We start from the raw sequence: 13,174 nt of genomic DNA, 5'->3' as shown, positions 1-13,174 counted from the left end.
CATCGGGCCTGGAACCGGGACAGAGTGGGCCCGGTCACAGCCTGACTCTACGCGCAGTCACGTGCTAACGGGCCGAGCCTAGAATGACTGTCAGGAACTTCACAACGCGCGTGTAAACGATGGAGACATGATGACCACTGCCACCACCACAGACGAGCGGCTCACCGCGGCGCACGTGGCCGACAGCCATGACCTGATCAGTGTGCAGGGCGCCCGGGAGAACAACCTCAAGGACATCAGCGTCGACATTCCCAAGCGGCGGCTCACGGTGTTCACCGGTGTGTCCGGATCGGGCAAGAGTTCCCTCGTGTTTGCCACCATCGCGGCCGAGTCGCAGCGGATGATCAACGAGACCTACAGCGCCTTTGTGCAGGGGTTCATGCCGAACCTCGCCCGCCCCGATGTGGACCGCCTTGAGGGGCTGACCACGGCGATCATCGTTGACCAGGAGCGCATGGGCGCCAACCCCCGCTCCACGGTGGGGACCGCCACGGACGCCAACGCCATGCTCCGGATCCTTTTCAGCCGGCTGGGAAACCCGCAGGTGGGCCCGCCCACTGCATTTTCCTTCAACGTCCCCACGCGCAAAGCCAGCGGTGTGATGAGCACCGAAAAGAGCGGCGGCCGGGTGGAAAAGAGCGTGGTGCAGAACGCCGTCTACCTCGGCGGCATGTGCCCGCGCTGCGAGGGCATGGGCTCGGTCTCCGACTTCGATCTCACCGCGCTGTACGACGAGACGAAATCCCTGGCCGAGGGCGCCCTGACGGTTCCGGGTTACAGCATGGACGGCTGGTACGGCCGTATTTTCAGCGGGGCCGGCTTCATCATGGACAAGCCCATCGCGAAGTACACCAAGAAGGAAATGCACGATCTCCTGTACAAGGAACCCACCAAGATCAAGGTGGAGGGCATTAACCTCACCTACGAGGGCCTGATCCCGAAGATCCAGAAGTCCATCCTCTCCAAGGACGTGGACGCCATGCAGCCCCATATCCGGGCTTTCGTTGAGCGTGCCATTACCTTCCAGGCCTGCCCCGAGTGCGAAGGCACGAGGCTCAGCGCTGAGGCCAGGTCCTCAAAGATCCTGGGCAAAAACATCGCCGACCTCTGCAAAATGCAGATCAGCGATCTCGCCGGCTGGGTCCGGGACCTGAAGGAGCCGTCGGTGGCACCCCTCCTCCAAGGCCTGCAACACCTGCTCGATTCGTTTGCCGAGATCGGGCTGGGCTACCTTTCCCTGGACCGGCCGGCCGGCACGCTTTCCGGCGGCGAGGCCCAGCGCACCAAGATGATCCGGCACCTGGGTTCGTCCCTCACGGACGTCACCTACGTCTTCGACGAGCCAACGATCGGCCTGCACCCGCACGACATCGAGCGGATGAACCAGTTGCTGCGGCAGCTGCGCGACAAGGGCAACACCGTGCTGGTTGTTGAGCACAAGCCCGAGACCATCGCCATCGCAGATCACGTAGTTGACCTTGGCCCGGGCGCCGGCACCGAGGGCGGCAATGTCTGCTTCGAGGGCAGCGTCGAGGGCCTGCGGGCCAGCGACACCATCACCGGACGCCACCTGGATGACCGCGCCGCGCTCAAACAATCAGTACGTAAACCTTCGGGTGCGCTCGAGGTGCGCGGGGCCTCCACCCACAACCTCCAGGACGTCGACGTTGACGTTCCGCTGGGCGTGGTCTGCGTCGTCACGGGCGTCGCGGGTTCGGGCAAGAGTTCGCTCATCCACGGCTCGGTGGCCGGCCGCGACGGCGTGGTGGTGGTTGACCAGGGCGCCATCAAGGGTTCGCGCCGTAGTAACCCGGCAACCTACACGGGCCTGCTCGAGCCGATCCGTAAGGCGTTTGCCAAAGCAAACGGCGTGAAGCCGGCCTTGTTCAGCTCCAACTCCGAAGGCGCCTGCCCCACCTGCAACGGCGCGGGCGTCATCTTCACCGAACTGGGCGTGATGGCCACCGTCGAGTCCACGTGCGAGGACTGCGAGGGCCGCCGCTTCCAGGCTTCGGTCCTTGAATACACCCTGGGCGGCCGCAACATCGCCGAGGTGCTGTCCATGTCCATGACGGAGGCTGAGGTGTTCTTCAGCGAAGGGGAGGCCCGGACCCCCGCCGCCCATAAGATCCTGGCCCGGCTCGTGGACGTCGGCCTCGGGTACCTGACGCTCGGCCAGCCACTCACCACACTGTCCGGCGGCGAGCGGCAGCGCGTCAAGCTGGCAACCCAGATGGCGGAGAAGGGCGACGTCTACGTCCTGGACGAGCCGACCACAGGCCTGCACTTGGCAGACGTCGCGAATCTGCTGGGCCTCCTGGACCGTCTGGTGGACGCCGGCAAATCGGTGCTCGTCATTGAGCACCACCAGGCGGTCATGGCGCACGCTGACTGGATCATCGACCTCGGTCCCGGCGCAGGGCACGAGGGCGGCAAGGTGGTGTTCGAGGGCACTCCCGCCGAGCTGGTGGCCGCGAAGTCCACGCTCACCGGCAAGCACCTCGCCCTCTACGTCGACGGCCAGGCGGACGATTAAGCGGGCTAGGCTTGACGGAAGCCATCTTCCAAGGGAGCAGTCCACCCATGCGATCCATCCGCCGCCAGTTGCTGAGCGTCTTGCTCGGGACCTTCGTTTTCGCCGTCGCTTTGCTGGGGTTCTCCGCCCCGGCATTGGCACACGATGTCGCCGAGTCAAGCAGCCCTGCGCAGGGCGCCACCCTCGAAGCACCGCCGGAGCAGGTCTCCGTCACGTTCAACAAAAATCCGCTGGGGATCGGCGCACAGTTTTCGGTGAAGGACTCCGCCGGCGCCGAGTGGGCTGACGGTGCGGTCGAGATTGTCGATAACGTCGCTTCGCAGAAGCTGAAGGCCGGCGCTCCGGCAGGGGCCTACACCGTTGCCTGGCGGGTGGTCAGCTCGGATTCCCATCCCATTGAGGGGACGTTCGGCTTCACGGCAACGGCCGCCGCTGAGGGGGGATCGCCGTCGGCCGTTACAACAGCCGGTCCGAGCTCGGCGGCGGCTGCAGCCGTTCCCGGGATGGGCACCGCCCAGCCGGGAATCACGGAGGCGCCGGCACCAGCAGTTGACGCGTCAGAACCGTTTCCATGGAGCCTGGTAATTTTCGTCGCCGTGGCACTGGGTCTGCTCGTGGCTATCGGTGTCCTGGCCAGGCGCCGGCTTACGTCCGGCAGCGACGACGAGGGCACCGAGGAGTCCTAAGCGTAGGAGTCCCTGGTGCGGAGCAGCCCTAAACGGCGAAACTTCCCGCCAGGATGTCCCGGCCGTCCTCCGGGTATACCTTGGATGAGATGGCCTGGCCCACGGTTTTTGCCTGCCGCAGCACTTCCTTCGGCGAGGGCGTAATCAGGTCGCCCACGCCCACGAGGTAGATGCCAATGGTCCGCATGGCTGCCACCAGGTTGCGGCCCACCGCGATGCCGAAGTCGCTGAGCATGCGGCGCAGTTGGCTGTGTGCACAGCGGGTCAGCACGATGTGGTCCGCCAACAGGATGCCGTTGGGGGTGTGGACTTCCCACTGGCTGGACGGCGGCTCCGCTGCGGACGCGTCTGCCGTGCCGGGGGTGCCGGGCGCGCCGCCCACCATGGTGAGCTGGACGGCCCGCGTGGTGTTGCGGACATCCATGTGATGGCTGGCGGCATAGTTGCGCAGGTGCCGGAGGATTTCGTTGCGTTCCCGGAGGGATTCGGAATCTGCTGCGTCGCAGCGTTGCAGTGAAGTGGTATTGGCCGGTTGCCCGGCGCCGAGGATATCCAGTCCGTCCACCACGATGGCGTCCACGCCCCGCCGCCGCAGTTCTGCGCCGACGGCGAGCCCGGAAAGTCCTGTGCCGATGATCACCGTGGTGGTCCGCTCGGTCCCGCCAGTCACAGGCATGGTTGACACTACAGTTCTCCTCCTTGAAGGCGTTCGGTTGATACAGGCACCTTTGCCCGCATGCGTTTCCGTAACCCCCAAAGTCCGGCCGCAACAGCGGCCCGTGATGCATCCTTGCGGAGGGCATCAACGGACCGGCAGTGCCTCGAAGACTACAGAAGATTGGTGTCCGTGGATAGCCCATTTGGAAACATTCTCCTTAACGATGGATACGGTTGCCGAACCGGTTGCCATGGGCTGTGGATAACCGTCCGCAGGCGGCCCCGGCGCCCTTGCTAAGTGTCCGCGGACCGAGAATAGTGATAAACGGAAGCAGTGTGTTCCTGACCAGCGGTAATGTCCCGGCGGTCGGTGCTGGCGGAGCGCTCCGCTTCTGGCAGAATGGCCGGAAGATCAGCCGGAATATGAGGCAGTACCGCGAGGAGGCGGCCCGATGGACGCACATGAGATGCAACCGGACCCGGAACGGAGCAATGCGGCCAGTTCGGCCGCTCCCGAGGGAATCGTTGTTGGCGTAGACGGCTCCGACCATGGCCAGTGCGCCCTGGTCTGGGCAGCCCGGGAAGCCGAACGCCGCCGTCGGCCCCTGCACATTGTCACCGCGTATTCAGTGCCCATTTTCGCTGCGTCCGGGCTGGACGGAGGTTATGCCACAGTGGATGATTCGGTGATCCGCGAGGGCGCGGAAGCCATCATCCAGCAGGCGATGGATAAGGTTGCCGGCTACAACATCGACGTCGAGGCCTCCGTGGAAAACGGTGACGCGTCGGGGGTGCTCCTGGAGATGTCGGAAACGGCGGAACTGCTGGTGTTCGGCACGCGCGGCCGCGGCGGATTTGTGGGCCGCCTGCTGGGCTCGGTGAGCAGCGCACTTCCCGCCCACGCCAAGTGCCCCACGGTCACCGTGCCCCTGGTCTGTTCGGACCGGCTGGGCGAAACCACCGAGGACAAGCGCGTCCGGGCCGAGCAGGCCCAGGAGGGGCACAAGCGGGTTGAGAACGTTGTGGTGGTCGGCGTGGACGGGTCCGAACAGGCTCGGGTGGCTGTGCTGGAAGCCGCAGACCAGGCCGAACGGCTCGGGGCAACCCTGCGCGTGATCTGTGCAGTGCCGCAGTTCAGCGGCTCGCTGGCCTGGGTGCCGGCCCCCATGGACCGGCAGGCCATGTTTGCCGATATCCGTGAACAGCTCGAAGCCGGGAAAGCCTGGCTGAAGAGCCACTACCCGAACCTTACGGTGGAGTCGGACGTGAAGGACGGCTCGGCCATTGATGTCCTGGTGGACGCCAGCCGGCACGCTGAACTCGTGGTGGTGGGCACCCGCGGCCGGGGCGGGTTCACCGGCATGCTGCTGGGTTCCACGTCGGACGGGGTCCTGCACCACACCAAGGGACCCGTCATGGTGGTGCCGGACCGGGATGATCCGCGGCTGGCAGACAGGGTGAAGTTCGGCCCGGTCCTCGGCGCAGCCTGACTGCCGGCCTTCGAAGAAGCACGCAGAAAAATGGCTGGCGGCGGCGGGACCCCCGTTCCCGGGCACCCCATCCTCGGGCTGGGGGCTGTCACGGCTGCGATGGTGCCCGTCGTCGGGGGCAAAGCCGCCAACCTGGGGGAGCTGTTGGCCGCCGGACTGCCGGTGCCTGACGGCTTCTGCCTGACGACAGCGGCCTACCGCCAAGGCACCGCGGGTAACGAAGGGGGAGGGGCAGGCGAGCTCGCCGAGGTCCATCAGACCCTCAAAACCACCAACGACGCCGACCTCTCCGCCTTGGCTGCGCTGGCCGGCCGGGCACGTGATGTCATCCGGGCAGCTCCGGTCCCGCCGGACATCGCAGCCGCAATTACGGCCGCGTACGAGGCGCTGGGGAACGACGTGCCGGTAGCGGTGCGGTCCTCGGCCACTGCCGAAGACCTTCCCTCCGCGAGCTTCGCCGGGCAGCAGGACACGTACCTGAACGTGGTGGGTGCTGCCGCCGTGGTGGAGGCGGTGCGCGACTGCTGGGCTTCGCTGTGGACTGACCGGGCGGTCAGCTACCGGGCCACCCGGGGGATCGACCCCGCAGCGGTGGCCCTCGCCGTGGTGGTCCAACGCATGGTGGACGCAACGGCCGCCGGGGTGCTGTTCACGGCGAATCCGCTGACCGGCCGCCGGCGGGAGGCTGTTATCGATGCGAGCCCCGGCCTGGGGGAGGCTGTTGTGTCAGGAGCCGTGAACCCGGACCATTTTGTGGTTGACCCAGTGGCGGGGCGGGTCCTGGAGCGGCGCCTTGGGGACAAACGCATCGCCATCCGGCCGCTCTCCGGCGGCGGTACCCGCACGGTGGCGGTCAGCAACGGTGGTGCAACTGCATGCCTGACGGACCGGCAGGCAGCAGAACTTGCCGCCCTTGGTCTTCGCGTGGAGCAGCACTTCGGCGCACCGCAGGACATCGAATGGGCCATTGACGGCGGCGGACGCCTGTGGCTGACCCAGTCGCGGCCCATCACCACCCTGTTCCCGGTGCCCCAGCGGGCAGCGGACGGCGCCGCGGCCAGTGCAGCGACGGCCGGGACCCGCGTGTACCTCTGCTTCAGCCTCGCCCAGGGCCTGACCCGCCCCATCACGCCGATGGGCCTGGCCGCTTTCCGGCTGATCGCCTCGTCCGTGGCACACGCGGCTCATTTCGATGTGCCCAGGCCACACCATGGACCGCCGCCCTACGCAGAAGCCGGCCAGCGGATTTACTTCGACCTGACTACTGTTGCTCGCAGCACCACCGGCAGGAAAATCATTCCCCGCGTTTTTGATGTGATGGAAGCGCGTTCGGCCACCGTGCTGCGGAAGGTCTTCGAAGACCCGCGGTTTTCCCTGACCCGGCGGACTCCGCTGGGTCTCCTGCGCCACGTGGTGCCCGTCGCGGTCCGCGCCCGGGTGCCCGAGAGGCTTCTCCAGGCAGTCTTTCGGCCGGCCGCTGCGCTCCGGCGGGCCAACCGGCAGGCGCGTGAGTTCAGCAGCTCCCTTCAGGCGCCCTCCAGTGCCACTGCGCTGCAGCGGCTCGACCATGCCGAACACCTGCTGGACACCCGACTCTTTTCGGTGGTGCCGTCCATCCTGCCCCTCCCGGCACTGGGCTTCGCCGCGCTGGGACTGGCCGGAAAACTGCTGGGCGGCGACCGGTGGGATGACCTGCAGATTGTCCTCCGCGGGCTTCCCAATAACGTGACCACCGAAATGGACCTGGAACTGTGGCGCCTCGCCCAGGTGATCAGGAACGACGGCGGGTCCCGCACCGCCTTGACCGACCGGAAACCCGCCGAGCTCGCCGAGGACTACAAGGCAGGCCGGCTGCCCTCGGCGCTGCAGGCCGGACTGGCGCGGTTCATGGATCAGTACGGGCACCGGGCGGTGGCCGAGATCGACGTCGGGATGCCGCGCTGGTCCGACGACCCCACGCACATCATTGGTGTGCTGGCGAACTATCTGCGGCTCGACCCCGGCGCCGTACCGCCGGACGTCCAGTTCAGCAACGCGGCCGAGGAAGCGGAAGCCCAGATCGGGCGGCTGGTAGCGGAGGCGCGCGGCCGCGGCCGGCTGCGGGGTGCCGTGGTGAGGTCAGCGCTGCGGCGGGCGCGGTTGTTTGCCGGGTTGCGTGAACTGCCCAAGTTCCAGCTCGTGGTGGCACTCGCCGAAGTGCGTCGGCAACTGGTGCTGGTCGGGGAGGCGCTCGCTGCAGCCGGCGCCTTCGACACGCCGGACGACGTCTTCTTCCTGAACCTTGAAGAGGCCAGGGCCGGGCTCCGCAAGATTGCCGAAGGCGGCCAGGGTGGGCAACCGGGAACAGGCCGGCTTGACCTGTACGGCCTGGTGGCAGGGCGGCGTGAGGCGTATGCCCTGGAGTTGGCGCGGCGGCACGTGCCCCGGGTGCTGCTTTCGGACGGCACGGAACCGGAAGCGGTGCGGCCTGCCGGCAGTTCGGACCAGCCGGCGGACGAGGGAACGCTGACCGGCAGCCCGGCGTCCGTCGGAACCGTCACGGCAGCCGCCCGCGTCATCCTGGATCCGGTGGGTGCACATCTTGAACCGGGGGAAATCCTGGTGGCACCGTCCACGGACCCCGGCTGGACACCGTTGTTCCTTACTGCGGGCGGCCTCGTGATGGAGATGGGAGGGCCTAACTCCCACGGTGCCGTCGTGGCACGCGAGTACGGCATTCCGGCGGTGGTCGGCGTACCGGACGCAACCCTGCGGCTTGCCACGGGGCAGCAGATAACGGTCGACGGCGGCGCCGGAACCGTGGTGCCTTCGTAACCGTCGGTGCCCGCTCCCGAAGGGGTGTGCGCAGCCGTCCCCAGGCGTAACCTGAACATATGGGCTCCAACGATGAAGCGTGCCCGGCATGAACCGCGCATGGAAGCGCTGGGTGCCGGCCGCAGCTGTACCCGCCATGATCGCCGCCGGTGTACTGGTGGGATCCATCCCGGCGCGGGCAGGTGATCCGCTGCCTGCGAAGTCGCCGGCTGAGGTCCTCACTCTGTTGGGGCAACACAGCACCAGGACGTTCTCCGGCACACTTGAGCAGGTCTCCGAGCTCGGCCTGCCGGACCTGCCGGCCGGCGCCCCCGCCTCAGGTCCTGTTTCAGCGGGCGGTCCGGCATCGATCATCGAGCTCCTGACCGGCGAGCACAGTGCCCGCGTTTACATGGACGGGCCCGCCAAAATGCGCGTCCAGGTGATGGACCGGTTGGCTGAACGCGATGTCATCCGGCGGGATCACGACGTCTGGTTCTATAACTCCAAGGACAATTCCGCTGCCCACCTGACCCTGCCGGCCGTTGCGAGCGACCTTCCCCTGCAGGTTCCCAAGGGTCCCGGCGCCCTGCCCGGGCAGAACGGGTCCGGGCAGAACGGGTCCGGCCAGGAAGGGCCCGTTCCGGACCAGTCGACACAGGCCTTCCCCACGCCGGATGACCTGGCCGCGAAGTTCCTCGCCAAGGTTGACAGCTCCACAGCGGTGACGGTGGGCCCCGACGTACAGGTGGCCGGCCGGTCCGCCTATAGCCTGGAACTGGCGCCACGGACCGACGGGACCCTGCTGGCGAAAGTGGTCATCGCCGTCGACGGCCAGACCGGCATGCCGCTCAGGGTGACGGTGTCCGCCCGGGGCCAGGTGAAACCCGCCTTCGAGTCAGGATTCACCAGCCTGTCCCTCGCGGCCCCGGAGGATGCCACGTTCAACTTCGCCGCACCGCCGGGAGTCACGCTTAAAGAGCTACCGGCACCGTCCATGCCCGCGGTCCCCGGGAAACCCGGATTGGTCGCACCGGATCATGTTCCGGGTGACCCGGCTGGGCAGCGGCACCATGACGGACCCCGGCCTGCCGTGACCGGCGAGGGCTGGGAAACGGTGGTTGGATTCCCCGCCGCAACCGACGGCCAGGGGGCTCAGCTGGCCCAAACGATACTGAAGGATCCCCTCCTCTCCCAGGCCGCCGTCGTCGTACCAGGCGGGCGGCTCCTGTCCACGTCCCTGGTCAACGTCCTGGTGACCGACGACGGCAGGATCTTTGTGGGGATGGTTCCGGTGGAGCGGCTGCAAGCCGCCGCCGGCGCAGCGTGAGCGCGGCCGGCAGGATGGCTGCCGGGCTGACCATCGAAACGCAGGGCCTCACTAAACGGTTCGGCCGCCAAACCGCGGTGGACAATGTGGACCTTGCCGTACCGCAGGGCGCCGTCTTCGGGTTCCTGGGGCCCAACGGATCCGGCAAAACAACCACCATCCGCATGCTGCTGGGCCTCGCCGCGGCGTCGGCCGGCACCGTCAGCGTCTTCGGGCAGCCGATGCCCGAGCGGCTGCAGGAGGTGCTGCCGCGCGTCGGTGCGCTGGTGGAGGGACCCGCCTTCTATCCCTTTCTGTCCGGCACCGCCAACCTCCACCGATTCGACGCCGCGAGCCGGCATGGAACGCCGGGCACCCGGAACGCGCGCGTAGCGGCGGCGCTCGAACGGGTGGGGCTCTCGCACGCCGCCGGTAAGCGGGTGCACGCCTATTCGCTGGGCATGAAGCAACGGCTGGGGATCGCCAACGCACTGCTTTCCCCACGAGAGCTGCTGGTGCTGGATGAGCCCACCAACGGCCTCGACCCGCAGGGCACGCGTGAGGTGCGCAGCCTGGTCCGCTCCCTGGCCGCCGACGGCGCCACGGTCTTCGTCTCCAGTCACTTGCTGGCCGAGGTGGAACAGATCTGCACACACGCGGCGGTTATGAGCGCTGGCCGGCTGGTGAGCCAGGGGCCGCTGGCGGAGCTCCGCCGGGGCGGCGAAGTCCGGATCCGCCTGTTAACGCCCGACGCCGGCGCAGCCTGTGAGGTCCTGCTGCGGTTGGGCATGACCCCGGAACGCGCAGACTCCGTGGCGGGGAGCGCCGCGGCGGATGGGCAAGTTGTGACCGCCGGGACGGCTGGGGTGGGTCACCCGGGTAACGCGCACAAGGTCATGCCAACGCCCACAATGCCTCCACCGGAGGACATCGTTGCGGGGCTTGTGGCGGCAGGGGTGCGGGTCCGAGGCTTTTCCGTTGAGCGGGAGAGCCTCGAGGAGCGTTTTGTCGCCCTGACGGGGGAGGGATTCGACGTTGCCCAGTGAAGCCCAGCCCAGTGAAGCCCAGCCCAGTGAAGCCCCGTCCAGTAATGCTGCCCGGGCCGGGGGCGGCCGACATGCCGGTAGTGGTTCACTAGCCGACAGCGTCCCCGAAGCCCGCGGCGGATCCGACTCCAAAGACCTCCCGGCGGCAACGTCCGGGATGTCCCTGCTGGCATCCGAGTTGACCACACTGTTCCGCCGCCGCCGGACCTGGGCCATGCTGGTGGCCTTGGCCGCAATACCGGTACTGATCGCCGTCGCTGTCCGGCTCTCATCGGCTGTTCCTCCCGGCCGCGGGCCGGCATTCCTGGACCGGATCACGCAGAACGGGCTGTTCGTGGCCGTCACCGCCATGCTCGTGGCCGTGCCGCTGTTCCTGCCCCTCACTATCGGTGTGGTGGCAGGCGACACCATTGCCGGGGAGGCGAGCCTGGGCACCCTGCGGTACCTGCTGGTTGCACCCGCTGGCCGCGTTCGGCTACTGCTGGTGAAGTACGCAGGTGCTTTGGCTTTTTGCCTCGCCGCGCCCGTTACGGTGGCGCTGGCCGGAGCAGCGATCGGGGCGTCATTGTTCCCGATCGGGCCCGTGACACTCCTGTCAGGCGACGTGGTCCAGCCGCCGGAGGCAGCGCTGCGGCTTGTCCTGATCGCAGCGTATCTGGCGGTGTCCCTTGCCGGGTTGTCGGCGATCGGGCTTTTCCTGTCCACCCTGACGGTGGTTCCCGTCGKGGCGATGGCGGCAACGGTGGTGGTCTCCGTGGCGTCCCAGATCGCGGACCAGTTGCCGCAGCTTGAGTGGCTGCACCCGTGGCTGTTCACGCACTACTGGTTTGGATTCGCGGATGTCCTGCGCCAACCGGTGCTGTGGGATTCCTTCGCAAGCAATGCCGTGCTGCAGGCCGGGTACGTGGCTGTTTTCGGGGCGCTGGCTTATGCCCGGTTCGTCACCAAGGATGTGCTGTCCTGAGATTTGCCGGTGGCTGGAAGCCGTGACCAGTCCCGTCAGTAGCGCGCGGCGTACGGATGGAGCTGCATCCCGGCCATCCGGCTCAGCTGGGTGACCCCGATGCCCTCATCCGGGTTCAGCGCCTGCACCACCTGGCCGTTGCCGAGGTAGATGGCGACGTGATAAAAACCCGGGGCCGAACCCCACACCAGCAGGTCGCCGCGCCGGGCCTCGGAAAGGGGAACATGCACCGGAGCGGCCGCGAACTGCTGGGCAGCGGTGCGGGGCAGGTATTTGCCGGCTGCGGCGAACGCAGTCTGGACCAGTCCGGAGCAGTCAAAACCATTCGGACCCGTCCCGCCGTACTGGTAGAAAAAGGGCGCCCCCGCCTTTGACAGCGCCACTGAGATAGCAGTCTCGACGGAACCGCCGGGTGATGGTGCGGGCGTGGGTGCCGGGTTCGGAGCTGGTGCGGGAACAGGAGCCGGAGCTGGCGCGGGAACAGGAGCCGGTGCGGGAGCTGGAGCTGGCGCCGGCGCGGGCGCAGGAGCAGGGGCTGGCGCGAGAACCGGGGCAGGTGCCGGCACAGGGCCCGGGGCCGCCGGCGCCTGGGGTGCAGCCCCGCCGGGCGAGATCCCGCCCGGCGTCGCGGGAGTGCCGACAGGCCGACCCGGGCCAACCTGTGCCGCAGCCGCCGTGATGGCCGCGAGCCTGGCCTCTTCGCGTTGCCGGTCAAGTTCGTCCACCCGGGCGGATTCCAACGCCACCGTAGTGTTCCTCAGCTGCGCCAACTGGTCCACCAGCACGGTCCGCTGTGCCCTGGCTTCGGTTACTGCCTGGACCCGGGCAGCGTTGGCCCCTTCGGCCTCAGCCTTGCGGGCTTCGGCCGTTTTGGCGGCGTCGTCGGCAGCCCGGTTGGCGTCCTGGGCCGCGGCGGTGAGCGATTGCGCCGCCGCAGCCGCTGTTTCGGCGGATTCGAAGGCCCGGCTGCGGCTGGCTGAAATGGCCTCCAGCGTTGCGGCCTGCTGGAGCGCTTCGCCGTTGCCGCTGACGAACGTGGTGAGCGTCGGGTTCAGGCCGCCGTTGCGATAGAGGTCGCCGGCCAGTTGGCCCACCTGTTTCCGGGTCCTGTCCTGTGCCTGCACGGCAACCTCCGCCCGGGCGGAGGCCACCTCCGCGGCGCTCCGACGGTCCTGCAGTTCTACCAGCGCCTCGCTGTAGGCGTTGTTTGCCTGCAGGGTCAGGGCAAAGGTGACCTGCTGGGCGCCGGCGGCGTCCGCCAGGAGGCGTTCGATGGCGGTGACCTGGGCCGCTGTCGCGCTTTCATTGGACTTCGCCGCGGCGATGTCCTCGGCGGAGGGAATGTCTGGTGCGGCCGGACGCTGGACGGCAGGCGCCAGGGATGGGGGCGAGGCCTGGGCCGGGATGGCGAGTGTTCCGGACAATACGACGGCGGTACACAGCACGACGGCCTTCAGGCCGGACCCGGACAAACCCATTCGCAGAACCTCGCAGGATAGTAAGGCTGGGGGAGCGAGGTCTGGTGGCGGCACAAACGGCCCCTCTGCTGATCGCCCAGCAGTCAGAGGCTACGTGACATATTGCACTTTAGCAACAAGAGTCACATCAATAACATAAACAACAACAATGTCATTCCGTCACATTTCGGGTTGGCGTGTCGCACGTGGAGCCGGCGGCGGGCTGGCATCCGGCA

At 67.7% G+C, this 13,174-nt stretch carries 9 protein-coding genes; 7 read left to right on the top strand and 2 right to left on the bottom strand.

The genetic code is table 11. The features are described from left to right. Window positions 1-130: 130 nt before the first annotated feature. Together AC1DIM_RS01455 and AC1DIM_RS01450 are read left to right on the top strand one after the other, a co-directional pair. A complete protein-coding gene (locus AC1DIM_RS01455) occupies window positions 131-2,536 on the top strand; it encodes an ATP-binding cassette domain-containing protein (protein WP_477708749.1) in 2,406 nt (801 codons plus the stop codon). A 47-nt stretch (window positions 2,537-2,583) separates the two neighbouring features. Then, window positions 2,584-3,222 carry a copper resistance CopC family protein gene (locus AC1DIM_RS01450; RefSeq protein ID WP_477708706.1) on the top strand — a complete coding sequence of 213 codons (639 nt, stop codon included), beginning with the start codon at window positions 2,584-2,586 and terminating at the stop codon, window positions 3,220-3,222. A 28-nt stretch (window positions 3,223-3,250) separates the two neighbouring features. Here the strand turns inward: AC1DIM_RS01450 and AC1DIM_RS01445 are convergent, their stop codons facing one another. Further along, the gene (locus AC1DIM_RS01445; protein ID WP_477708748.1) at window positions 3,251-3,898 is read right to left on the bottom strand and encodes an FAD-dependent oxidoreductase; all 648 of its coding nucleotides are present in this window, start codon (window positions 3,896-3,898) and stop codon (window positions 3,251-3,253) included. Between the two features lie 433 nt (window positions 3,899-4,331). On the opposite strand from AC1DIM_RS01445, the gene AC1DIM_RS01440 reads away from it, so the two are divergent. From AC1DIM_RS01440 to AC1DIM_RS01420, 5 genes are all read left to right on the top strand, one after another. Next, window positions 4,332-5,369: a universal stress protein gene (locus AC1DIM_RS01440; RefSeq protein ID WP_477708705.1), complete on the top strand. Its 1,038-nt coding sequence runs from the start codon at window positions 4,332-4,334 to the stop codon at window positions 5,367-5,369. A 30-nt stretch (window positions 5,370-5,399) separates the two neighbouring features. Further along, window positions 5,400-8,183 carry a PEP/pyruvate-binding domain-containing protein gene (locus tag AC1DIM_RS01435; protein ID WP_477708704.1) on the top strand — a complete coding sequence of 928 codons (2,784 nt, stop codon included), beginning with the start codon at window positions 5,400-5,402 and terminating at the stop codon, window positions 8,181-8,183. A gap of 88 nt (window positions 8,184-8,271) precedes the next feature. After that, complete coding sequence (locus tag AC1DIM_RS01430; protein ID WP_477708703.1) at window positions 8,272-9,492, top strand: LolA-like protein; 1,221 nt, start codon at window positions 8,272-8,274, stop codon at window positions 9,490-9,492. A 14-nt stretch (window positions 9,493-9,506) separates the two neighbouring features. Next, a complete protein-coding gene (locus tag AC1DIM_RS01425) occupies window positions 9,507-10,517 on the top strand; it encodes an ABC transporter ATP-binding protein (RefSeq protein WP_477708747.1) in 1,011 nt (336 codons plus the stop codon). A 157-nt stretch (window positions 10,518-10,674) separates the two neighbouring features. Further along, window positions 10,675-11,481, top strand: coding sequence for an ABC transporter permease (locus AC1DIM_RS01420; RefSeq protein WP_477708746.1), 807 nt, complete (start codon window positions 10,675-10,677; stop codon window positions 11,479-11,481). 35 nt (window positions 11,482-11,516) lie between these two features. On the opposite strand, the gene AC1DIM_RS01415 is transcribed toward AC1DIM_RS01420, so the two are convergent. Further along, the gene (locus tag AC1DIM_RS01415) at window positions 11,517-12,959 is read right to left on the bottom strand and encodes a C40 family peptidase (protein WP_477708702.1); all 1,443 of its coding nucleotides are present in this window, start codon (window positions 12,957-12,959) and stop codon (window positions 11,517-11,519) included. Between the last annotated feature and the right edge of the window lie 215 nt (window positions 12,960-13,174).

The organism is Pseudarthrobacter sp. 01T43 (assembly GCF_056398665.1).
This window is presented reverse-complemented; position numbering and strand designations above follow the sequence as displayed.

Excerpts from the sequence above, each read along its gene's own strand:
- AC1DIM_RS01455 (WP_477708749.1), top strand. The coding sequence starts at position 131 with ATGACCACTGCCACCACCACAGACGAGCGGCTCACCGCGGCGCACGTG.
- AC1DIM_RS01450 (WP_477708706.1), top strand. The coding sequence starts at position 2,584 with ATGCGATCCATCCGCCGCCAGTTGCTGAGCGTCTTGCTCGGGACCTTC.
- AC1DIM_RS01445 (WP_477708748.1), bottom strand. The coding sequence starts at position 3,898 with ATGCCTGTGACTGGCGGGACCGAGCGGACCACCACGGTGATCATCGGC.
- AC1DIM_RS01440 (WP_477708705.1), top strand. The coding sequence starts at position 4,332 with ATGGACGCACATGAGATGCAACCGGACCCGGAACGGAGCAATGCGGCC.
- AC1DIM_RS01435 (WP_477708704.1), top strand. The coding sequence starts at position 5,400 with ATGGCTGGCGGCGGCGGGACCCCCGTTCCCGGGCACCCCATCCTCGGG.
- AC1DIM_RS01430 (WP_477708703.1), top strand. The coding sequence starts at position 8,272 with ATGAACCGCGCATGGAAGCGCTGGGTGCCGGCCGCAGCTGTACCCGCC.
- AC1DIM_RS01425 (WP_477708747.1), top strand. The coding sequence starts at position 9,507 with ATGGCTGCCGGGCTGACCATCGAAACGCAGGGCCTCACTAAACGGTTC.
- AC1DIM_RS01415 (WP_477708702.1), bottom strand. The coding sequence starts at position 12,959 with ATGGGTTTGTCCGGGTCCGGCCTGAAGGCCGTCGTGCTGTGTACCGCC.